This is a genomic window from Kribbella sp. NPDC002412, from assembly GCF_053592935.1.
The window spans coordinates 1-22620 of the sequence record NZ_JBSFBL010000084.1; the positions used below are offsets into that span (position 1 = coordinate 1).

General features: G+C 69.9%; 16 protein-coding genes and 1 pseudogene. 13 read left to right on the plus strand and 4 right to left on the minus strand.

Features of this window, described 5'->3' with window-relative positions:
* The 3 genes and pseudogenes from ACWCOV_RS38400 to ACWCOV_RS38410 all read left to right on the plus strand — a co-directional run.
* Positions 1-572, plus strand: a pseudogene (locus tag ACWCOV_RS38400) (glycosyltransferase); the annotation flags it as partial.
* Positions 569-2776: a hypothetical protein gene (locus tag ACWCOV_RS38405; RefSeq protein ID WP_449834299.1), complete on the plus strand. Its 2208-nt coding sequence runs from the start codon at positions 569-571 to the stop codon at positions 2774-2776. The pseudogene ACWCOV_RS38400 and the gene ACWCOV_RS38405, both read left to right, overlap by 4 nt.
* Before the next feature lie 225 nt (positions 2777-3001).
* The gene (locus tag ACWCOV_RS38410; RefSeq protein ID WP_449834300.1) at positions 3002-8659 is read left to right on the plus strand and encodes an Ig-like domain-containing protein; all 5658 of its coding nucleotides are present in this window, start codon (positions 3002-3004) and stop codon (positions 8657-8659) included.
* Here the strand turns inward: ACWCOV_RS38410 and ACWCOV_RS38415 are convergent.
* Genes ACWCOV_RS38415 through ACWCOV_RS38425 form a run of 3 tightly spaced genes read right to left on the minus strand, consistent with a single transcriptional unit; the run spans position 8656 to position 10638 of the window.
* Positions 8656-9174, minus strand: a complete 519-nt coding sequence (locus tag ACWCOV_RS38415) for an N-acetyltransferase family protein (protein WP_449834301.1) — start codon at positions 9172-9174, stop codon at positions 8656-8658. The genes ACWCOV_RS38410 and ACWCOV_RS38415 overlap by 4 nt on opposite strands.
* A gap of 34 nt (positions 9175-9208) precedes the next feature.
* Complete coding sequence (locus ACWCOV_RS38420) at positions 9209-10108, minus strand: RNA polymerase sigma-70 factor (protein ID WP_449834302.1); 900 nt, start codon at positions 10106-10108, stop codon at positions 9209-9211.
* Positions 10087-10638 carry a carboxymuconolactone decarboxylase family protein gene (locus tag ACWCOV_RS38425; RefSeq protein WP_449834303.1) on the minus strand — a complete coding sequence of 184 codons (552 nt, stop codon included), beginning with the start codon at positions 10636-10638 and terminating at the stop codon, positions 10087-10089. The genes ACWCOV_RS38420 and ACWCOV_RS38425 overlap by 22 nt, the downstream gene beginning before the upstream one ends.
* A gap of 169 nt (positions 10639-10807) precedes the next feature.
* Here ACWCOV_RS38425 and argC point away from each other — a divergent pair, with 169 nt between their 5' ends.
* From argC to ACWCOV_RS38465, 8 genes are read left to right on the plus strand one after another with little or no spacing between them, the layout of a single operon-like run.
* Complete coding sequence (gene argC / locus ACWCOV_RS38430) at positions 10808-11839, plus strand: N-acetyl-gamma-glutamyl-phosphate reductase (RefSeq protein ID WP_449834304.1); 1032 nt, start codon at positions 10808-10810, stop codon at positions 11837-11839.
* On the plus strand, positions 11836-13038 hold the full coding sequence (argJ, locus tag ACWCOV_RS38435; RefSeq protein ID WP_449834305.1) for a bifunctional glutamate N-acetyltransferase/amino-acid acetyltransferase ArgJ: 1203 nt from the start codon (positions 11836-11838) through the stop codon (positions 13036-13038). The genes argC and argJ overlap by 4 nt, the downstream gene beginning before the upstream one ends.
* Positions 13035-13916: an acetylglutamate kinase gene (argB, locus tag ACWCOV_RS38440; protein WP_449834306.1), complete on the plus strand. Its 882-nt coding sequence runs from the start codon at positions 13035-13037 to the stop codon at positions 13914-13916. The genes argJ and argB overlap by 4 nt, the downstream gene beginning before the upstream one ends.
* Positions 13913-15115: an acetylornithine transaminase gene (locus ACWCOV_RS38445; protein WP_449834307.1), complete on the plus strand. Its 1203-nt coding sequence runs from the start codon at positions 13913-13915 to the stop codon at positions 15113-15115. The genes argB and ACWCOV_RS38445 overlap by 4 nt, the downstream gene beginning before the upstream one ends.
* Positions 15112-16044: an ornithine carbamoyltransferase gene (gene argF, locus ACWCOV_RS38450; RefSeq protein WP_449834308.1), complete on the plus strand. Its 933-nt coding sequence runs from the start codon at positions 15112-15114 to the stop codon at positions 16042-16044. The genes ACWCOV_RS38445 and argF overlap by 4 nt, the downstream gene beginning before the upstream one ends.
* Positions 16041-16550: an arginine repressor gene (locus ACWCOV_RS38455; protein WP_449834309.1), complete on the plus strand. Its 510-nt coding sequence runs from the start codon at positions 16041-16043 to the stop codon at positions 16548-16550. The genes argF and ACWCOV_RS38455 overlap by 4 nt, the downstream gene beginning before the upstream one ends.
* 11 nt (positions 16551-16561) lie before the next feature.
* Positions 16562-17977, plus strand: a complete 1416-nt coding sequence (gene argH / locus ACWCOV_RS38460) for an argininosuccinate lyase (protein ID WP_449834310.1) — start codon at positions 16562-16564, stop codon at positions 17975-17977.
* Positions 17978-18012: 35 nt separating this feature from the next.
* Positions 18013-18675, plus strand: a complete 663-nt coding sequence (locus ACWCOV_RS38465) for a DNA-3-methyladenine glycosylase (RefSeq protein WP_449834311.1) — start codon at positions 18013-18015, stop codon at positions 18673-18675.
* Here ACWCOV_RS38465 and ACWCOV_RS38470 read toward each other — a convergent pair.
* Entirely contained in the window at positions 18672-19619 is a 948-nt protein-coding gene (locus tag ACWCOV_RS38470; RefSeq protein WP_449834312.1) for an LLM class flavin-dependent oxidoreductase, read from the minus strand. The two genes, ACWCOV_RS38465 and ACWCOV_RS38470, sit on opposite strands and share 4 nt — an antisense overlap.
* A 121-nt stretch (positions 19620-19740) precedes the next feature.
* Between ACWCOV_RS38470 and ACWCOV_RS38475 the strand changes: the two genes are divergently transcribed.
* Entirely contained in the window at positions 19741-20778 is a 1038-nt protein-coding gene (locus tag ACWCOV_RS38475; protein ID WP_449834313.1) for an App1 family protein, read from the plus strand.
* Between the two features lie 49 nt (positions 20779-20827).
* Positions 20828-22132, plus strand: a complete 1305-nt coding sequence (gene tyrS / locus ACWCOV_RS38480) for a tyrosine--tRNA ligase (RefSeq protein ID WP_449834314.1) — start codon at positions 20828-20830, stop codon at positions 22130-22132.
* Positions 22133-22620: the final 488 nt, after the last annotated feature.

The following is a 22620-nucleotide window of genomic DNA, read 5'->3' on the forward strand; positions in this document are numbered from 1 at the left end:
GGCCGAAGCGGACCACCGCGCGGTTGTACTACCGGTTGATGTGCCGGCTGGTCGGTAAGGACATCCCGTTCGACGCGGCCGACTTCCGGCTCGTGTCGCGGCGGGTGGTCGACGCGGTGAACGCGCTGCCCGAGGACGGCCGGGTGTTCCGGTTGGTGATCCCGTGGCTCGGGTTCCCGAGCACCGAGGTGAAGTACGTCCGCGCGGAGCGGGCGGCCGGGACGACGAAGTACAACTTGTCGAAGATGCTGCGGCTGGCGTTCGACAGTGTGACGGCGTTTTCGGCGGCGCCGCTGAGGTTGGCGACCTGGTTGGGGTTGCTCGGTGGCGCGATGTCGGGGTTGTTCGTGGTGGGTGCGTTGGTCATCAAGCTGACCGGCCGGAGCATTCCGGGCTGGACCTCGACCGTGCTCGCGGTCAGCGTGATCGGCGCGATCCAGCTGCTCTGTCTGGGGCTGCTGGGTGAGTACGTCGCGCGGCTGTTCCAGTCGAGCCAACGCCGCCCGCAGTTCCTCGTCGGCTACGACAGCCTCGAAGACCAGGGGCATCCGGAACCCTTGCACCAGAGATGAAGCGGCTGCTCCCGTGGCTGCTGCCGTTCCTGGCAGCGGTCCTCGGGCTCGTCGCGATCGACGTACCGCCCGGGCCCATCGTCAAGTACGGCGCCTACTTCGCGCTGGCGATCGCCCTGCCCGGCACCCTCCTGCTGCGCGCGGCCTGGCGAAGCACAGGCAACTGGGCCGAAGACCTCGGCCTCGGCTCGGTCGTAGGAGCGACCTGGCAGCTGATCGGCTGGGCCCTGTTCACCGCGCTCGGCTGGCAACGCTGGCTGATCATCTGGCCCGCGCTCGTGCTCGTGACCTTTGCCTCGGTACGACGCCTACGCGAGCACTGGCGAATCACGCAGCCTGCGCCGCTGCCGATCCTCTGGACCTGGGGTCTCGCGGTCGCGACGACTGTCGTGCTGACCGCGACCACGCTCGGCGTGATGGCGTTTCACCAGCTGCCGCCCGAGGGTTCGTCGTACTACCAGGACCTGCTCTACCACCTGTCGATGGTGAACGAGTTGATGCGGGCGGTGCCGCCGGAGCTGCCGCAGGTGGCGGGGGAGCGGCTGGAGTACCACTGGTTCGCCAACGCGGACATGGCTGCGGCGGCGGACATCACGCGGCTGACGCCGGCCATCGTGCTGTTCCGGCTGTGGCTGTTGCCGTGGCTGGTGGTCGCGTTGCTCGTGTGCGCGACGTTGGCGCGGACGGTCAGCCGCACGTGGTGGACCGGTGTACTCGCGGCCGTCGCGCTGGCCGCGCCGCAGCTGTACCTGTTCTTCGACACCAGCGTGAACCTGTCCGCGCCGCTGAGCTTCCTCAGTCCGTCGCAGACGTTCGGCATGGTCGCCTGCGTTGCGACGGCGGTCTTCCTGATCGAATTGCTGTTCCGCGATGCGCGCGGCGGGCTGTGGGTGGTCGCCTTCGCGGTGGCCGTGCTGGGCGGCGGGTCGAAGCCGACCGTGTTGCCGATCCTCGTCGGGGCCGTGGGGCTGGCCGCTGTCGTGATGTTGGTCCAGTCGCGGCGGCTGCCGGGCCGGGCGGTCGTCGCCGGGTTGCTGCTGGTGGCGACCGGGGTCGGAACGATGCTGACGGTCGCGGGGAGCACGAGTGGATCGGGGCTGCAGTTCCTCGCCGTACTGAAGTCGAGTGGGGACTATGCGGCGGCGACCGGGGACCGGACGCCGGCGGGCGAGGGTGGGCTGATCCTGCCGGCGTTGGCGCATGGTGCGGTGCTCGGGACGCTGGTGCTGCTGTGCATGTTGCTGATCAATCAGGCGACTGCGGTGGTCGGGTTCGGGGTGCTCGGCAAGCTTCGGCGTGAGCCGCTCGCGTGGTTCCTGGTCGGCGGGCTGGTCGCGGGGTGGGCCGGCTATCTGCTGATCGACCATCCGTCGGTGAGCGAGTCGTATTTCATCCACACCGCGGTTCCGTTCAGCTTGGCCGCGACCGGTTGGCTGGCTGCGGTGCTGGCTCGGGTGTATCCGGCGCGGACCCGGCGGGTCGCGTTGCTCGGCAGTGCGGCGGCTGCGGTGGTGCTCGCCGGGATCTACGCCAGCGTGCTGTTGCTGGCTGATGCCAGGCCGGACGGACTGTGGTCGGTGGCGCGGCCGCTGGTCGCCGTGCTCGTGCTGACTGCCGTGCTGGTTCTGTTCGTACGGCGACCTGGTGGCGCGCTGGTCGTCGTACTGACGCTGTTGGCGATCGTGCCGATCAAGTCGTTCGCGCAGAACGCCGTCCATGGGGACACCGAGCGGGCGCAGACGTTCACGGCGCCGCGGTGGTGGGTGTATCCGGACGAGGAGTCGGCAGCGCTGTGGCTGGGGAAGCACTCGGCGCCGACCGATGTCGTTGCCGCGAACACCTGGTGCCGCCCGGCCGGCAAGCAGACGCCGGGGTGTGATGCGCGCGGGTACCTGGTGAGTGGGATCGCGGGCCGCCGGACGCTGATCGAGGGGTGGGCGTACACGAACCAGGCGATGGCCGAGCAGGGTGTCGGCGGGCGGCGGTACACCGAGCAGCCGTCGCCGTGGCCGGAGCGGGTCGCGCTGACCAAGCAGGCGCTCGCGGCGCCGACCCCGGACGTGCTGCGGCGGCTGCGCGAGGAGTACGACGTGCGCTGGCTGTACGCCGACGCCCGCGACGGAGCCGTGTCACCGGCTCTCGACCGGCTGGCCGTGCTGCGACACAGCGTCGGCAAGGTCCGGATCTACGACCTCGGAGAGTGATTGCCCCGTAACATCGAGTCGGCGTAGACCGTTACCTCTACGCCGGCCCGCCCGCCCCGCGGCCGCGTACGACGTGATGCTCGGGAGGGCGGCTACATGCGGGCAACGCGACCGGGCCTGGCTATCGTGCTGATCTCGGGCCTCCTCTCGCTCACCACGATCCAGGGTGTGGCCTACCAGGTGCCCGCGGCACCTTTCGTTCAAGGTGACTCCGCCACTGCGGTCATGCCTGGTTCGGGGCTCGAGCAGACGGTGACCGTGTCCGGGCAGACTGAGTTGCTTGATGCGACTACCGCGGGGGTGCGGGGGACCGGGCCGACGACGTACGCACCGCCGATCGCGCGTACGACGCCCGCCCAGGACCTGATCGTCAACACGGGCACCTGCGCGTCCACCGGCGGTTGCGGTGACCGCGGCACCGTGACCATCGCCTTCAGCCAGCCGGTGCGGAACCCGGTCCTCCACCTCGCCGGACTCGGCGGCGCCGTCACGCAGACCGTCAGCGGCAAGCCCACCGCCCAGTCCGAGCTGCACTCGATCCTGAAACTCACCACTGCCGGCCTCAGCCTCAGCAAGGTCGGTCGGGGCAACAACCTCACCGTCACCAGCGACACCATCACCGCCACCAACCACGACGCCGGCCCGAACTGCATCAACAACAAGACCGGCACCGGCCCCGACGCCTCCGCGACGGCGGCCTGTGGCTCCGTCCGGGTCAACGGTGTCGCCACCAAGCTGACCTTCGACGTCACCGCGTTCTTCACCAAGCACCCGACCCTTCCCGCCTTCAACACCTCGTCCTCCGGCGACGCCTTCTCCGTCCTCGCCTCCACCGGCGAAGACTTCGGCGACGCGCCCGCGTCGTACGGATCAGCGTGGTCCGTCCTCAGCGACGTACGCCTGGGCAAGGACGTCACCGAGGACAACGCGACCGTCGCCAACGCCACCACCGGCCCGACGTCATCCGACCAGGCCGACGACGGCGTCACCTTCAAGCCGCTGCGCACGAACTCCACGTCGTACTCCGCCGAGTTCGCCCTGACTGGCGCCTCCAAGGCCGGCCGCGCCTGCGCCTGGATCGACCTCGACCGCGACGGCGTCTTCGAACCGGCCGAACGCGCCTGCACCACGTTCGCCCCCGGGCAGAGCGCGGTCACCCTCAACTGGGCCAAGTACGCGCGCCCGACCGCCGGAGCGTCGTACGTGCGGGTCCGGGTCGGCTACAACAACGCCCAGGTCGACAAGCCGACCGGCGCCGCCGACTCCGGCGAGGTCGAGGACCACCCGATCCAGATCGCGCCGCCGCCCCCGCCGGTCCTGCTCGACGACACCGCGACGACTCCGTTCAACACCGGCGTCACCCTCGACGTGCTCGGCAACGACAAGCCGGGCGATCCCGGTACGCCGCTCAAGCCCGGCTCACTGTGTCTCGTCGACGACGGCAAGTGCGTGCAGATGGTCAACGTCGTCGGTCAGGCCAAGTACGTCGCCAAGCCTGACGGCAGGGTCGACATCGAGCCGGTGCCCGGGTTCTTCGGCCCGGCCAAGCCGGTCACCTACCGCGTTGCCGACAGCAACGGCACCACGGCCACCGCGAAGCTGACCCTCACCGTCGCGCTCCCCACCCGCCCGGTCGCCACCCCCGACACCGCAACCACCCCGCAGAACGTCAGCCTCACGCTCCGCCCGCTCGGCAACGACCGCGCCGCCCCGGGCGTGACGCTGGTCCTGGGCTCGGTCGTGCTCCGCGACCCGGCCGACGCCACCTTCAAGAAGAAGGTCGTCATCGCGAACGAGGGCCAGTACGTCGTCAAGCCGAGCGGCGGCGTGGACTTCGTACCGCTGCCCCGCTTCACCGGCGTCGGCACCCAACTCGGCTACCGCGTCACCGACACCACCGAGCAGACCGCCGAGTCCACGCTGACCGTCACGGTCACGCCGGTCACGCCGACCGCGAACGGCGACTCGGTCTCGACCGCCTTCGACACCGACGTCGTCGTACAGGTGCTGGACAACGACCTGCCCGGATCGCCGGACGCTCCGCTGGATCCGGCGAGCCTGCGACTGGTCGACCCGGCCAGCAAGAAGCTCGTCGACAAGGTGACCGTCGCGCGGCAGGGGTCGTATCTGGTCGCCGCCGGCAAGGTGACCTTCCAGCCGGTGCATGGGTTCCAGGGTGTCGGTACGCCGCTGACGTACCAGGTGCTCGACAAGAACGGCACGCCCGCGCGGGCCGACCTCACGGTCTCGGTCGCCGCGCCGGGTCCGCCGGTGGCCAACCCGGACGCGATCACGACGCGGCAGGGCGGCTCGGTCGTGGTCGCCGTCCTGGACAACGACAAGCCGGGGCCGACCGGGTCGGCGCTCGCACCGGACAGCGTGCGGCTGATCCCGCCGACGAAGTCTGAACCGGTGACGGAACTGATCGTCGCCGGCCAGGGCAAGTACACCGCGAAGCCGGACGGCAAGATCCTCTTCGACCCGGTCCCGGCGTTCAGCGGCGCGGCCACCCCGATCACCTACCAGGTTGCTGATGGCAACGGCGCCGTCGGCAGAGCGACTCTCGCGGTCAAGGTGACCAAGGTTCAGCCCGACGCCGCGGACGACACGGCCAGTACGGCGTACGACGCGAACGTGACCGTGGCCGTGCTGACGAACGACAGCGCCGGCGACCCGGCGGTGCCGCTGGTCCCGAGCAGCGTGCGGGTGCTCGACCCGAAGACCCACGAGCCCAAGACCACGGTCGTCGTCGACGGCGAGGCGTCGTACACGGTGCAACCGGACGGCAAGATCGAGGTCGACCCACTGGCGTCGTACACCGGGGTGGCAGCGCCGATCAGCTATCACGTGTCCGATGTGAACGGCACCCTCGCAACCGCGGCGCTGACCGTCACCATCGCCAAGCCGCCGGCGCCGACGGCCCAGCCGGACACCGGGACCAGCAAGCAGAATGTGCGGCTCCTGCTCGACCCGCTGGCCAATGACACCGCTGGTCAGGGCACCGGCCTGGACCCGGTCAGCCTCGTGCTGATCGACCCGGCCGACGGATCGATGAAGAAACTGGTCAAGGTTCCGGGCCAGGGCAGCTACCAGGTGAACCCCGAGGGCACGGTCATCTTCGACCCGCTGCCAGGCTTCACCGGTACGGCGGCGCCGTTGACCTACCGGGTGTCGGACTGGTTCGACCAGGCGACCCGATCGACCATCACGGTGACGATCACCCCGATCACGCCCGCGGCGGTCGACGACACCGCCAAGACGCCGTTCGAGAAGACCGTCACGGTGAAGGTGCTGGCGAACGACAAGCCGGGGGACAAGTCGGCGCCGCTCGTGCCGGGCAGTCTGCTGCTCACCGACCCGGCCGATGGCGTGCTGAAGGCAACGGTCAGCATCCCGAACGAGGGTGCCTACACGGCGGTAGGGGGAGTGGTGACCTTCGATCCGGGAGCGACCTTCCGTGGCCCGGGTACGCAGCTGACCTATCAAGTGGCCGACAGCAACGGCACGCTGACCACGGCCAAGCTGTGGATCACCGTCGGGCTGCCGCCGATCGCGGTCGCCGATACCGCCTCGACGCTGCAGGACGTCACCGTCACCGTGAACCTGCTGTCCAACGACAGCCCGGGCACCGACGCCAACCTCGATCCGTCGTCGGTCGGGCTGCTCGACCCGGCGGCCCGGACGACGGGCTACGTGAAGAAGGTGACGGTCGCCGGCCAGGGGACGTACACGGTCCAGCCGAGCGGTGCGGTCGTCTTCGATCCGCTGCCGGCGTTCCGCGGACGTGCGTTGGCGATCAACTACCGGGTCGCCGACTCGGACCAGAACCTCGCGGCGTCGACGCTGACCATGACCGTCACGCCGGTCTGGCCGGTCACCGTGGACGACTCGGCGATCACGCCGTACAACCAGCCGATCACGGTCAACGTGGTGGCCAACGACAAGGCCGGCGACCCGTCCGCGCCGCTGGTCCGGTCCAGCCTGGTGCTGAAGAACCCGGCCGGCGGGTACGGCCAGTCGGTCACCCAAGCGGGCGAAGGCACGTACACCGCGGCCGACGACGGGTCGATCACGTTCACCCCGGTCAAGGACTACCAGGGCGTGACGACGCCGGCGACGTACCGGATTGCCGACGAGAACGGGACGAGTGCCGAGGGGCTGCTGTTCCTGACCGTCGGCAAGGGACCGCAGGCGGCGCTCGACACGATCACGACGAAGCAGAACGTCACCGTCGCGGCCGACCCGCTGGCCAACGACGAACCGGGCACCGACGCGCAGCTCGAGACGACCTCGGTCGAGGTGTACGACGTGACGACGAAGAGCTGGGGGCGGAAGGCAACGATCCAGGGGCAAGGCGCCTTCGCGGTGAACGAGGTGACCGGGAAGGTCACGTTCGATCCGGCGCCGACCTTCAAGGGTGTCGTGTCGATCGCCTACCGGGTGACGGACACCAGCCGGAACACGGCCGCCTCGACGGTGGCGGTGACCGTCCAGCCGATCGTGCCGGTGGCGGTGGACGATGCGATCAGTACGCCGTACGACGCCCCTGTGACTGTGGCCGTTCTGAAGAACGACAAGCCTGGTGACGCGTCGGCGCCGTTGGGCGAGGTGCGGCTGATCGATCCGGCGACCGGTGATCCGGTCGCGTCGCTGGAGGTGGCGGGGCAGGGGACGTACACGGTCCAGCCCGACGGCCGGATCCGGTTCGCGCCGATGGACAGCTTCACTGGTGCAGCGACGCCGGTCGGGTACCAGGTCGCCGACCGCAACGGGACGGTCGACTCTGCGCGGTTGACGGTCACGGTCCAGGCGCGGCCGGTGGCGACGCCGGACGCGGCGCAGACCAAGCAGCACGTGGCGGTCACGGTCGACCCGCTGGCCAACGACAAACCAGGCCCTGATGCCACGCTGAATCCGGAGACCCTGCTGCTGGTCGGCCCGGATGCTGCGCTGGTCGGTCAGGTGACCGTCGCCGGTGAAGGCGACTGGGTTGTTGCCAAGGGGCAGGTGACGTTCAGCCCGGTGGCGACATTCACCGGGACGGCGCGGCCGGCGGCGTACGTCGTGAAGGACAGCAACCAGAACGCGGCCCGCGCGACGATCACCGTGACGGTGACGCCGGTGCGTCCGGTGACCGTCGACGACAGCGCCAAGACCGGCTTCGGTACGGCGGTCGTCGTCAAGGTGCTCGGGAACGACAAGCCCGGTGACCCCTCGGCGCCGCTGGTCCCGGGTTCCGTCGTCCTGCGCGATCCGGCGGACGGAAAGGACAAGAAGGCGGTGACCGTCCCCGACGAGGGCGGTTTCGTCGCCGGTGCGGACGGCACGATCACCTTCACGCCCGCCAAGGACTTCATCGGTACAACGCGAACCGTCGCCTACCGAGTCACTGACGCGAACGGCACCTCCAGCGCCGCCCTGGTCGAGGTCACGGTCGCCGCACCGATCCTCGCGAAGGCGACGACCGACACCGCGACGGGCACTCCGGGCAGTCCGGTCGCGGTCAACCCGCTGCTCAACGACAGCGGTGCGGCCGACCCCAGCACGGTCTGCATGCGGACCGGACCGGCCACCTGCGTGAAGCGGACGACCGACGAGTCGGGCACGTGGACCGTCGCCGACGACGGAACCATCAGCCTGACTCCGGCGGCCGGGTTCACCGGCAGCGCGAAGGCGACGTACGAGCAGACCGACGCCAGCGGCGGCACGGTCACCGCACCGGTCAAGTTCACCGTCGGCGCCACGGCGGCCGCGGACGTGCGATCCGTCAACCGCGCCGTGATCCCGGCGACCGGCGGCCCGCCGCCGATGCTGCTGACCCTCGGCGCGCTGCTGACGGCTCTGGGTACGACGCTCGCCGTACTCTCCCGACGATCCCGCTAGAGGTCCTGCACCAGCATGATCTCGTCGCGGTACTCGCCGGGCGCGACGCGGACCGCGCGGGGGTGGCGGCCGACGACCCGGTAACCGAGCGGCTCGTAGAACTTCTCCAGGCCCAGACCGTCGCGGATCGTCAGCTGCAACTGCTCGAGCCCGAGGTCGACCGCCGTACTGCGCAACCCCTCCATCAGCATCCGGCCCGCGCCACCGCCCTGGTGCTCCGGGTGAACCATCACCCGGAGCACGGTCCGCCAGTGGGTCTGCAGCGCACTGCCCCGACTCACGAGCAGGCCCATCCCGACGTACCGCTCACCGTTGTGCAGCACCCCGAGCGCATCCAGCCCGGCCGCGACCCGCCCCAACGCCTCATCCAGCGTTTCCGCCACCAAGTCCACCGGAGCCGGCGCCGTGAACCCGACCGCCCCTCCCGCGTCCGTCGCCGCGATCCACGTATCCAGCAGATCCGCCCGCAACCCCGCGTCCAGCACCTCGTCCGAGTCCACCACCAGGTACTTCACAACACCCTCCACCTGCGACTGAGTTGCAGATAGTCTACGAGTCGAGGTCTTGGAGGGTCGGGACGGTGGTGAGCTTGTCGGGGTTGCGGATCAGGTAGAGGCCGGTGATCTGGTCGCCGGTGCTCTCCAGGAACGCGACCGTGTCGGGCGCGTCGTCGTAGTACGCGATGAAGGCGAGCTCGCCGTTCAGCGGGGCGATCCGGATCTGGAAGTCCGGGTTCTCCGCGATCACCGCGAACATCCAGCGGGCGATCTTGTCCGGGCCGTGGATCGGGCGCAGCGCCGCCTTCTTCTTGCCGCCGCCGTCGCTGATCAGGACCGCGTCCGGCGCCAGCAGCGACACCACCTGGTTGAAGTCGCCGGACCCGGCCGCCGCCATGAACCGCATGGTCAGCTCGTTGTGCCGCTCCTTGTCCACCTGGTGCCGAGGCTGGCGAGCGTGCACGTGCCCGCGGGCCCGGTGCGCCAACTGCCGTACGGCGGCCTCCGACCGTCCGAGCGTGTCCGCGATCTCGTCGTACGGGAGGTCGAACACCTCACGCAGCACGAAGGTCGCACGCTCCAGCGGCGACAAGGTCTCGAGTACGACGAGCATCGCCATGCTCACCGAGTCGGCCATCTCCACGGCCACGGCCGGGTCGTCGTCGGAGTTGATCGGCTCCGGCAGCCACGGACCGACGTACTCCTCCCGGCGCGCCTTCTGCTGCCGCAGCCGGTTGAGCGCCAACCGGGTCGTGATCCGGATCAGGTACGCGCGGGTGTCCCGCACCTCGTCGTGGTCGACACCCGCCCACCGCAGCCAGGTCTCCTGCACCACGTCCTCGGCGTCGGTGACACTGCCGACCACCCGGTACGCCGCACCGACCAGAACAGCCCGGTGCTCGTCGAACTCCCGCGCCAGCTCGTCCTCGGTCACGCCGGCCTCAGCTCGCACAGCTCCTTGAAGCCCTGGCTGGTCACTCCGAGCGCGGCGTTCGTCCGGGAGCGGTAGTTCTCCAGCGACACCCAGGCGGTGAGCTCGACCAACTGCTCGTCGGTCAGGTCCTGGCGCAGCCGCTCGACCTGCTCGTCGGTGACGGTCGGCGGGGTCGCCGTCATCGCCTCCGTGTAGTCCATCACCGCGCGCTCCAGATCCGTGTAGGCGGCACTGTCACGCCACCCTGGCACATCGCGCAGCTTCTGCTGGTCGACACCCTGGTGGTGGAACTCCCAGTAGCCGAAGTCCATGCACCAGCTGCAGCCGATCTGCGACGAGGAGACCATCACCGCGAGCGCCTTCAGCGTCGGGTCCAGCTTGTTCCAGCGGGCGGCCGACCCCTCCATCAGCATCATCGACACCAGCACCCGCTTGTTGTGCATCGCCGCCTGCCCCGGGTCCAGCACCTTCCCGAACCGGCGCCGGCTGCCCCACTCCGCCAGCCGCACAAACCAGGTCCGCCGGTGCTCCAGGTCGATCCGAGCCATCACAGCCTCCTTCAGGGTTCGTCGTCCCTCTTGCGGACACCCCCCGCCCGGCACCCTGTGACATGACCTGGCTCACACCCTCCGGTTCTGCCCGGTCAGAGTGGGTAGTTGCCCTGCGGCGGGCTGAATTTTCTTGGATACTTTTCCAAGCTATGGCATACTCATTCATATGAGCGTGAAGGTCGCGGTGGCCGGTGCCAGCGGATATGCGGGGGGTGAGCTGCTTCGGCTGCTGAGTACGCACCCCGAGGTCGAGGTCGGCGCGCTCACCGCCGGCGGAAACGCCGGGACACCGCTCGGGCAGCACCATCCACACCTCGTGCCCCTGGCCGGGCGCACCCTGGTCGAGACCACGGCGGAGAACCTCGCCGGTCACGACGTGGTGTTCCTGGCCCTCCCGCACGGACAGTCCGCCGGACTCGCCGAGCAGCTCGGCGAGGACGTCACCGTGATCGACTGCGGCGCGGACTTCCGGCTCACCGAGGCCGAGGTGTGGACCGAGTTCTACGGCGGCGAGCACGCCGGCTCCTGGCCGTACGGGCTCCCGGAGCTCCCCGGTCAGCGCGAAAAGCTTCGCGGCAGCAACCGGGTCGCCGTACCAGGCTGCTACCCGACCGTGTCCACGCTCGCCCTGCTCCCCGCCGTGCAGAGCGGCCTCGTCGACCCCGCCCAGCTGGTCGTGGTCGCCGTCAGCGGCACATCGGGCGCGGGCAAGGCCCCCAAGCCGCATCTGCTCGGCGCCGAGGTGATGGGATCGGCCTCCGCGTACGGCGTCGGCGGCGTGCACCGCCACACGCCGGAGATCGAGCAGAACCTCACGCCGTACGCCGACCAGCCGGTGAGTGTCTCGTTCACCCCCGTACTGGTGCCGATGTCGCGCGGCATCCTCGCCACCTGCAGCGCGCCGGTTGCCGACGGCACCGACCTCGCGACCCTGCGGCAGGCCTACGAGGACGCCTACCGCGACGAACCGTTTGTGCACCTGCTGCCCGAGGGGCAGTGGCCGCAGACCCAGGCCACCCTCGGCGCGAACACCGTGCAGCTGCAGGTCGCCCTCGACCAGCGCACCGGCCGCGCCGTCGTCGTGGCCGCGATGGACAACCTCACCAAGGGCACCGCCGGCGGAGCCGTGCAGTGCATGAACCTGGCCACCGGGCTCGACGAGACCCTGGCCCTTCCTCTCATCGGAGTCGCGCCGTGAGCGTTGCAGTCACCCCGGACACCCAGGTCGATCGGAGCGCCGGAGTGACCGCGCCGGCCGGCTTCCGTGCGGCCGGGGTGATCGCCGGGATCAAGCCGGCCGGCACGCCGGACCTCACCGTCGTCGTCAACGACGGCCCGCACGACGTCGCGGCCGGCGTCTTCACCACCAACAAGGTGAAGGCGGCGCCGGTCCTGTGGTCCCAGCAGGTCCTCACCGCCGGCAAGCTGAAGGCCGTCGTCCTGAACTCCGGCGGCGCCAACGCGTGCACCGGTCCGGAAGGTTTCCAGGACACCCACAGGACCGCCGAGAAGCTGGCCGAGGTGCTCGGCGTCGGCGCGGCCGAGATCGGGGTCTGCTCGACCGGCCTGATCGGCGAGCGGCTCCCGATGGACAAGCTCCTGCCCGGGATCGACGCGGCGGTGAAAGCTTTGGGCTCGGAGGCCGAGCACGGGCTGGCCGCTGCTACCGCGGTCATGACCACTGACAACGTGCCGAAGCAGGCTGTGCTCAAGCACCCAGCCGGCTGGAGCATCGGCGGGTTCGCGAAGGGCGCCGGGATGTGCGCGCCGAACATGGCGACGATGCTCAGCGTCATCACGACCGACGCCGTACTGGACCAGCCGCACCTCGACCACGCGCTGCGGAACGCGGTCGGCAAGACCTTCAACCGGCTCGATGTCGACGGCGGCACGTCGACCAACGACACCGTGCTCCTGCTCAGCTCGGGCGCGTCCGGCACGGCCGTGACGCCGGAAGACTTCGAGGCCGCGCTGACCACCCTGGCTGCTGACCTGGTGAAGCAGTTGCAGGCGGACGCCGAGGGCGTCACCAAGCACGTCAGCATCACGGTCCAGGGCGCGGCCACCGAGGCGGAAGCGGTCGCGGCCGCCAAGATCGTTGCTGAGGACAACCTCTGCAAGACCGCGTTCTTCGCCTCCGACCCGAACTGGGGCCGGATCGCGATGGCGGTCGGCAACGCGCCCACCGCGTTCGACCCGCAGCTGCTCGACATCACGCTGAACGGCGCGCCGATCTGCGTCGCCGGCGGGAAGGGCGTCGACCGCTCCGAGGCCGACCTGAGCGGCCGCGAGATCGACGTGGTGATCGACCTGCACGCCGGCCCGGCGTCCGCGACGGTCCTCACCACCGACCTCTCACACGCCTACGTCGAAGAGAACTCGGCGTACAGCTCATGAGCACATCGCACGCGGACGCGGTCGAGAAGGCCGCCGTCCTGACCGAGGCGCTGCCCTGGCTGAAGCAATTCCACGGCAAGACGGTGGTAGTGAAGTACGGCGGCAACGCGATGGTCGACGACAAGCTCAAGCGGGCGTTCGCCGAGGACATCGTGTTCCTCCGGTACGCCGGGGTTCGGGTCGTCGTCGTCCACGGCGGCGGACCGCAGATCAGCGACATGCTCGGCCGGCTCGGCATCGACAGCGAGTTCCGGGGCGGCCTGCGGGTCACCACGCCGGAAGCGATGGACGTCGTCGGCATGGTCCTGGTCGGCAAGGTCGGCCGCGAGCTGGTCGGCCTGCTGAACGCCCACGGGCCGTTCGCGGTCGGCATGTCCGGCGAGGACGCCGGCTTGTTCACGGCCGAGCGCCGTACGGCGATCGTCGACGGCGAGGCCGTGGACATCGGGCTGGTCGGCGACGTGGTCGACGTCCGGCCGGAAGCCGTCATCGACCTGATCGACGCGGGCCGGATCCCGGTGGTGTCGACGATCGCGCCGGACGAGGACGGCCTGGCGCACAACGTGAACGCCGACACCGCGGCCGCCGCGCTGGCGTCCGCGCTCGGCGCCGAGAAGCTGGTCGTGCTGACCGACGTGGCCGGGCTGTACCGGAACTGGCCGGACAGCGACGAGATCATCACCCAGATCACCACGGCCGAGCTGGCCGAGCTGCTGCCGTCCCTGGCCTCCGGGATGGTGCCGAAGATGGAGGCCTGCCTGCGGGCGGTCGAGTCGGGCGTCTCCCGGGCGACCGTGATCGACGGCCGGGTGCCGCACTCGTTGCTGCTGGAGATCTTCACCGACGCCGGAAGTGGAACCCAGGTGATTCCCTCATGAGTGAGCTCCTGACCGTCGACGGCACCCAGTCCGCGCTGACCGAGCGGTACTCGAGTGCGCTGATGAACACCTTCGGCGCGCCCAAGCGGGTGCTCGTCCGGGGTGAGGGCGCCTACCTGTGGGATGCCGACGGCAACAAGTACCTCGACCTGCTCGGCGGGCTCGCGGTGAACTGCCTCGGCCACGCGCACCCGTTCGTGGTGTCCGCGGTGACCTCGCAGCTCGCCACCCTCGGGCACGTCTCGAACTTCTTCGCCTCCGCGCCCCAGATCGCGCTGGCCGAGAAGCTGCTCGGCCTGTTCGACACCCCCGGCAAGGTGTTCTTCACCAACTCCGGCACCGAGGCGAACGAGGCCGCGTTCAAGATCACCCGGCGGACCGGCCGGACCAAGATCGTGTCCACCGTCGGCGCCTTCCACGGCCGGTCGATGGGCGCCCTCGCGGTGACCTGGAAGCCGGCCTACCGGGAGCTGTTCGCCCCGCTGCCCGGCGACGTCGAGTTCGTCCCGTACGGCGACGCCGAGGCGCTGGCCGCGGCCGTCGACGACGAGACGGCGGCCGTGATCCTCGAGCCGATCCAGGGGGAGAACGGCGTCGTCGTACCGCCGGCCGGGTACCTGCAGGCGGCGCGGCGGATCACCTCCCAGCACGGCGCGCTGCTGTGGATCGACGAGATCCAGACCGGGATCGGGCGGACCGGGACGTGGTTCGCGTTCGAGCACGACGGGATCACGCCGGACCTGGTGACCGTCGCCAAGGGCCTCGGCGCCGGCATCCCGATCGGCGCCTGCATCGGCCTGGGCGCGGCCGCGGACCTGCTCCAGCCGGGCAACCACGGTACGACGTTCGGCGGCAACCCGGTCGCCGCGATCGCCGGTCTCGCCGTGCTGACCGTGATCGAGCGGGACGGGCTGCTCGCCCAGGTGAATGCCGTCGGCAACCACCTCGCCTCGTCGATCATCGCCCTCGACCACCCGCTGATCGCCGGTGTGCGCGGCCGCGGCCTGCTGCTCGCCATCGAGCTCACCCAGCCGGTGTCGGACCAGGTGGCGGCACTGGCGCTGGCGGCCGGGTTCGTGGTGAACAACCCGATCCCGAACGCGTTGCGACTGGCGCCGCCGTACATCCTGAGCAAGGCTGATGCCGACAGTTTCGTCGCGGCCCTTCCGGGGCTGCTGGACCAGGTGGGGGCGGCATGATCAGGCACTTCCTCCGGGACGACGACCTCTCGCCGGTCGAGCAGGACGAGGTCCTGACGCTGGCGCAGCAGCTGGCGGGGGACCGGTTCGGCCACCAGCCGCTGACCGGGCCGAAGACGGTCGCGGTGATCTTCGACAAGAGCTCGACCCGGACCCGCATCTCGTTCGCGGTCGGGATCTCCGAGCTGGGCGGCGTACCGCTGATCATCGACGCGCAGACGTCGCAGCTGGGGCGTGGTGAGCCGATCGCGGACACCGCGCGGGTGCTCGACCGGCAGGTCTCGGCGATCGTCTGGCGGACGTTCGCGCAGACCCGGATCGAGGAGATGGCCGCGGCCTCCCGGGTGCCGGTGGTGAACGCGCTGACCGACGAGTTCCACCCGTGCCAGATCCTCGCCGACCTGCTCACCGTGCGGCAGCACAAGGGCTCGACCGCCGGGCTGAAGCTGGTGTATCTCGGGGACGGCGCGAACAACATGGCGCACTCGTACCTGCTCGGTGGCGTGACCGCCGGCATGCATGTGGTCGTGGGGTCGCCGGCGGAGTACCAGCCGGATCCTGCGATCCTCGCCCGCGCCGCCGAGATCGCGGCGTCGACCGGGGGATCGGCCGCGTGGACGGCGGACCCGGTGGCGGCCGTCGACGGCGCCGACGTCGTGGCCACTGACACCTGGGTCTCGATGGGGCAGGAGGCGGAGGCGATCGAGCGGGAGGCGCCGTTCGTCCCGTACGCGGTGACCGAGCAGCTGATGGCCAAGGCGAAGTCCGACGCGATCGTGCTGCACTGCCTGCCCGCCTATCGTGGCAAGGAGATCGACGCGGCCGTGATCGACGGGCCGCAGTCGGTCGTCTGGGACGAGGCAGAGAACCGGCTGCACGCGCAGAAGGCGCTGCTGTCGTGGCTGCTGGCTAGGAGTTTCGTGGCATGAGTATCGCCGTACCGACGACCAAGACCGCACGGCAGCAGCGGATCGTGGATCTGCTCGGACGGCAACCGGTGCGGTCGCAGACCGAGCTCGCCGAGCTGCTGGCGTCGTCCGGGCTGGTCGTCGGCCAGGCGACCCTGTCCCGGGACCTGGTCGAGATCGGTGCGGTGAAGGTCCGCGACTCGAGCGGTCAGCTGGTGTACGCCGTACCGGGTGAAGGCGGTGACCGTACGCCGCGAGCCGGTGAGGCGGCCGCCTTCGAGGCCCGGCTGGCGCGGGTCGCGTCCGAGCTGCTGGTGTCGGCGGAGGGCAGCGCCAACCTGGTCATCCTGCGAACCCCGCCGGGTGCGGCCCAGTACTTCGCGTCGGCGATCGACCACGTGGGACTGGACGACGTGCTCGGCACCATCGCCGGCGACGACACCGTGATGGTCGTCTCCCGCAACCCCACCGGCGGCCCCGCGCTCGCCACCCGCTTCCTGTCCCTCGCCGCGCGCGAACCCAAGTAAGGAACTGAGAGTTGAGTACCGGAGAAAGTGCAGCCCTGTGGGGTGGACGGTTTGCGGGTGGGCCGGCGGACGCGCTGGCCGCGCTGAGCAAGTCGACCCAGTTCGACTGGCGGCTGGCGCCGTACGACATCGCCGGGTCGAAGGCGCACGCCAAGGTGCTGCACCGAGCGGGGCTGCTGACCGACGAGGACCTGTCGGCGATGCTGGCCGGGCTGGACGGGCTGCTGGACGACGTACTGGCCGGGAAGTTCCTGCCCGCCGAGGACGACGAGGACGTGCACACGGCGCTGGAGCGGGGTCTGCTCGAGCGGCTCGGTGCTGAGCTCGGTGGACGGCTCCGGGCCGGGCGGTCCCGCAACGACCAGGTCGCGACGCTGTTCAAGGGCTACCTGCGCGAGCACGGCCGGATCATCGGGCGGCTCCTGCTGGACCAGGTGAACACGCTGGCCGAGCAGGCCGAGAAGCACCTCGGTGTCGCGATGCCCGGCCGCACCCACCTCCAGCACGCGCAGCCCGTCCTGCTGTCCCACCATCTGCTTGCACACGCCTGGCCGCTGATCCGCGACCTCGACCGGCTCGCCGACTGGGACGCCCGCGTCGCTGCGGACTCGCCGTACGGATCAGGTGCTCTGGCCGGCAGCTCGCTCGGACTGGACCCGCAGTACGTCGCCGTGGAGCTGGGCTTCAGCAACTCGTCGGCGAACTCGATCGACGGGACCGCGTCCCGCGACTTCGTGGCGGAGTTCGCGTTCGTCACCGCGCAGGTCGGCGTCGACCTGTCCCGGCAGGCCGAGGAGGTGATCATCTGGGCGACGAAGGAGTTCGGCTTCGTCGAGCTGGACGACGCGTTCTCGACCGGGTCGAGCATCATGCCGCAGAAGAAGAACCCGGACATCGCCGAGCTCGCCCGCGGCAAGGCCGGCCGGCTGATCGGCAACCTGAGTGGTCTGCTGGCGACACTCAAGGCGCAGCCGCTGGCGTACAACCGGGACCTGCAGGAGGACAAGGAGCCGGTCTTCGACTCCATCGACACCCTCGAGGTGCTGCTGCCCGCGTTCACCGGGATGATCCGGACGCTGCGCTTCAACGCTTCACGTCTTGAGGAACTCGCACCCCAGGGCTTCTCGCTGGCCACCGACATCGCTGAGTGGCTGGTCCGGCAGAAGGTGCCGTTCCGGGCTGCCCACGAGCTGGCGGGCGCGTGCGTGCAGGAGTGCGAGAAGCGCGGCATCGAGCTGTGGGACCTGACCGACGCGGACCTGGCCGCCATCTCGCCGGCGCTGACGCCGGACGTGCGCTCGGTGCTGACGGTGGAGGGCTCGCTGGCGTCCCGCAACACCCGCGGGGGCACGGCGAAGGAGCAGGTCGCCGAGCAGTTGGACGAGCTCCGGCGGCGCGCCGCCACGCACGCATCCCGCCTCGGCTGACGGGGCTGTCCGCAGCTTCATCTAGGGTGCTGCGCATGCCCGTACGCCGTTCGCTGCTCGCGGATCCCGTCCTCGACGTGGCCCCGCGGCTGCTCGGCATGATCCTGCGCAGCACCACCGACGAAGGCACGGTCGCCGTACGCCTGACCGAGGTCGAGGCGTACGACGGCCCGAACGACCCGGGCTCGCACGCGTACCGCGGCCAGACACCCCGCAACACGGTGATGTTCGGCCCACCCGGGTTCCTGTACGTGTACTTCACCTATGGCATGCACTTCTGCATGAACATCAGCGCCGGCCCGGACGGACAGCCCTCGGCCGTCCTCCTCCGGGCCGGGGAGATTGTCGAAGGCGCCGACCTGGCCCGCGCCCGTCGTTTGCCCGGGTCTCCCGCCGCCAACGGGGTGCTCCCCGGGCCGGCGCGGAAGCGGGCGAACAGGAACCCGGACCGCGATCTCGCCCGCGGTCCGGCCCGGATGTGCGTTGCCCTCGGCATCGGCCGGGACGACAACGGCGCCGACCTGCTGTCCAAGTCCTCGCACGTCCAGCTGCTGCCCGGCCCCGGCTTCGACGGTGAACCGTCCACCGGGCCACGCGTCGGCCTGCGCGAGGCGGCCGAGTGGCCGTGGCGCTTCTGGATCCCGGGCGACCCGACGGTCTCGCCGTACCGCCCGCACGTCCCCAAACGCCGCGGCTAACGGTTCGCGAGCTCCAGCACGTGGTCGAGTTGCGGCAGGCCGTGCTCAACCTCGGGGTCTGGGAACAGGCCGATGTGGTGCACGCCGGCTGCCTCCAACGCCTCGATGTGCGCCGCCGCGTCGTCCAGCGTCCCGACTGCGCCGATCTCGGTCCACCAGTCGACCGGCATCCCGACCAGGCCGGCTGCTCCGCTCTCGTCATACAGCTTCTTCAGGTCGTCGAAGAACGGCAGCGCGGTCAGGCCAGGGTGCTTGTCGTCGATGCGTGCGGCGAGCCACGGCGCGGTCCACTCGTACGCCGTCTTGCGGTCCGCGCGTACGCAGAACGCGCTGAACACCGCGACCAGGAAGCCGTCGGGCGATCCGGCGTACTCGAGTGACTGCCGGACGTACGACGGAGTCGCCGGCTCGGCCAGGACGAGGCCGCCTCCGACACGGCCGGCCAGCGCCATCGACTTCGGGCCCATGACGCCGAGCAGGATCGGCGGCGCCTCGGCCGGCGGCGCGTCCAGCTTCACGTCGGTCAGGTTGACCGTCTTGCCCTCGACCGTGACGTTCTCACCGGCGAGCAGCCGGGTGACGGCTGTGGTGACCTCCTCGAGCGCGGTCAGCGGTGACTTCGGCCGGACGCCCATCTGGCCCATCCAGTCCTGCACGCCGTGGCCGATACCGGGCAGGAACCGGCCCGGCGCGAGCGCATCCAGAGTGGCGAACTCCATCGCGGTGACGGCCGCCGTCCGGGCCACTGCCGGCACGATGCCGAGGCCTACGGTGAGCCGCTCGGTCGAGGTGAGCGCGGCGGACACCAGCGACGGTCCGGCGGTGTAGAAGCAGTCCTCGATGATCCACAACTCGTCCGCGCCGCCCTGGTCCAGGCGGCGGGCCACGTCGGTCACCAGGGCGGCGGGGTAGGTCCGCGGGAAGCACATCCCGATCTGTGTCATGCGAAGAACCGTAGAGGCGGCCGCCGACAGTTCTCGAGGGAGGTCCGGCAGTCGGGTAAAGGTCTTCCCAGCCAGTGGGGCGGCAGGCGTAGCGGCCCCTGCTCCGGGTAGGTTTCGGACTATGGCCCGTCCGCACTACGCGTCCCGTCTCGAGGACTGGTTCAACATCGGGGTGCAGGCGATCCTGCGGCGTCGCGGCTGGCGGGAACGGATCATCCCGCACGTCGGCTACGGCACCACCCAGTTCGTCCGGGTGCTGGCCCGCGTCGTACTGAGCCGGGACCCGCGCAACCAGCCGCGGTTCGACGAGGACCAGGTGGTGCGCGGCTGGCGGGTGTTCGTCACCGCGCCGGCGACCAAGGTGCAGGTGACGGTCACCGTCAGCGGGCAGACGTTCGATGCGATGACCGACCGCGGCGGCTTCGTCGACCTGACCGTGCCGGTGGTGCTGCCGCCGGGCTGGCACGAGATCAACCTGGGGGTGCACGGCGAGCGGGAGGCGCGAGCCCGGGTGTACGTGCCCGATCCGGACGCCACGCTCGGTCTGGTCAGCGACATCGACGACACGGTGATGCTGACGATGCTGCCGCGTCCGCTGATCGCCGCCTGGAACACCTTCGTCCGGGACGAGCAGGCGCGTCGCGTCGTACCGGGGATGGCAGAGATGTACGCCGAGCTGCTGGCGGACCACCCGGGTGCGCCGATCTTCTACCTCTCCACAGGTGCCTGGAACACGGCGCCCACGCTCACCCGCTTCCTGGCGCGGCACGGGTACCCGGCCGGCCCGCTGCTGCTCACCGACTGGGGACCGACCAACACCGGCTGGTTCCGCAGCGGGCAGGAGCACAAGCGCTCGGCCCTCCGCCGGCTTGCGGCGGAGTTCCCGAACGTCCGCTGGGTCCTGATCGGCGACGACGGCCAGCACGACCCCCAGCTGTACGGCGACTTCGCGCAGACGCACCCGGAGCACGTGCGGGCGATCGGCATCCGCCAGCTCACCCCGGCCGAGCAGGTGCTGTCGCACGGTCTCCCGGTGCCCAACTCGGACCCGGGCGCGCACGACCCGCACCGGCCCAACGCTGCCACGGTGCACGCACCGGACGGCCACGCGCTGCGGCCCCAGCTCCAAGCTGTCCTGACCCGCCCCGACCCGACGTAGCCGCCATACAGGACACTTGTAGTCGACCGACGTACTCGAGGAGAGACAAGTGACCGACAGCGGGACCGCACGCCGCACCCAGGTGCTCGACGACCTGGAGAGCCGCGGCCTGATCGCGCATTCGACCGATCCCGACGCCCTGCGGGCCGCGATGGCGGCCGGACCGATCACCTCGTACGTCGGCTTCGACCCCACCGCGCCCAGCCTGCACATGGGAAACCTGCTGCAGCTGCTGACGCTGCGCCGCCTCCAGCTGGCCGGCCACAACCCGATCGGGCTCGTCGGCGGCGCCACCGGGCTGATCGGGGACCCCAAGGAGAGCTCCGAGCGGGTGCTGAACCCGAAGGACGTCGTCCAGCAGTGGGTCGAGAAGGTCCGCAGCCAGGTCGAGAAGTTCATCGACTTCGACCCGGCGCTGCCGAACCCCGGCCGGATCGTGAACAACTACGACTGGACCAAGGACCTCAACACGCTCGACTTCCTGCGTGACATCGGCAAGCACTTCCCGGTGAACCGGATGCTCGGCCGTGAGGTCGTGAAGGCGCGCCTGGAGCAGGGGATCAGCTACACGGAGTTCAGCTACGTGCTGCTGCAGTCACTGGACTACCTGGAGCTCTACCGCCGCCATAACTGCACGCTGCAGACCGGTGGGAGCGACCAGTGGGGCAACCTCACCGCCGGCGCTGAGCTCATCCGCCGTACCGAGGGCGGCAAGGCGCACGCGTTGGCCACGCCACTCGTCACCAAGGCGGACGGCACCAAGTTCGGTAAGACCGAGTCCGGGACTGTGTGGCTGGACAGGGAGCTGACGTCGCCGTACGCGTTCTACCAGTTCTGGTTCAACACGGATGACCGCGACGTGATGCAGCTCGTGCGGTTCTACACGTTCCGAACACCTGAGGAGATCGCGGCACTCGAGCAGGCGACAGCGGAGCGCCCACAAGCGCGTGAGGCGCAGCGACTGCTCGCAGAGGACCTCACCACGCTGGTCCACGGCGAAGAGGAGACCAGGAGAGTGCAGGAGGCGTCGAAGGCGCTCTTCGGCCAAGGGGAGCTCGCCTCCCTCGACGGCTCCACACTCGTCGCCGCACTCCGCGAAGCACCCCACGTCGAGCTCGGCGCCGGCGAACCGATGCCGACGTACGCCGACCTGCTCGTGAAGTCCGGCCTGGTCGCCAGCAAGTCGGCTGCGCGGCGGACGGTGGCCGAGGGCGGTGGCTACCTGAACAACGAGAAGGTGAAGGACCCCGAGTATGTGCCGGGGTCCGACGACCTGCTGCCGGGTGGCGTGCTGGTGCTGCGCCGGGGAAAGCGTTCGTTTGCAGGGGTTCTGGCGTCGTCGGCGGATCGCTGACGGGGCCGGCTCCACTCCCACAAACTGGATGCCGAGAGCAAATTACAACCGTGTGATCCTGCCCACCGGGAACCGATTTGACCGGCCACCTCGAAGCCACGTAATGTTCTTCTTGTTGGAGCGAGGCGCGGGACGCGAAAGCGGCCGGTCGCTCCGAACCCCCCAAGGCTAGCTGAGCCGAACCGCGTCGTCTGACTCGGGCCGGTAGCCAAGACATGGGTGGAGGGCCAGAAAAATTGAGTCTTGACTCGGTGGATCTGATCCGGTAGAGTAACGCAGGTTGCCCCGGAGTCCTGGCTGAGAAGCCAAGACGCGGTGTGCGTCCGATTCTTGAGAACTCAACAGCGTGCCGAAAGTCAATGCCGAAAGATGCATTAACCCCGTTCGCAGGGCATTGAACATCTTCTCGCATCCTTACTCTTGTGGTTTGGGTGGGTGGTTGTTTGTTGTTCTGTGGCGGATTCCTTTGAAACATTATTGATTCAAGT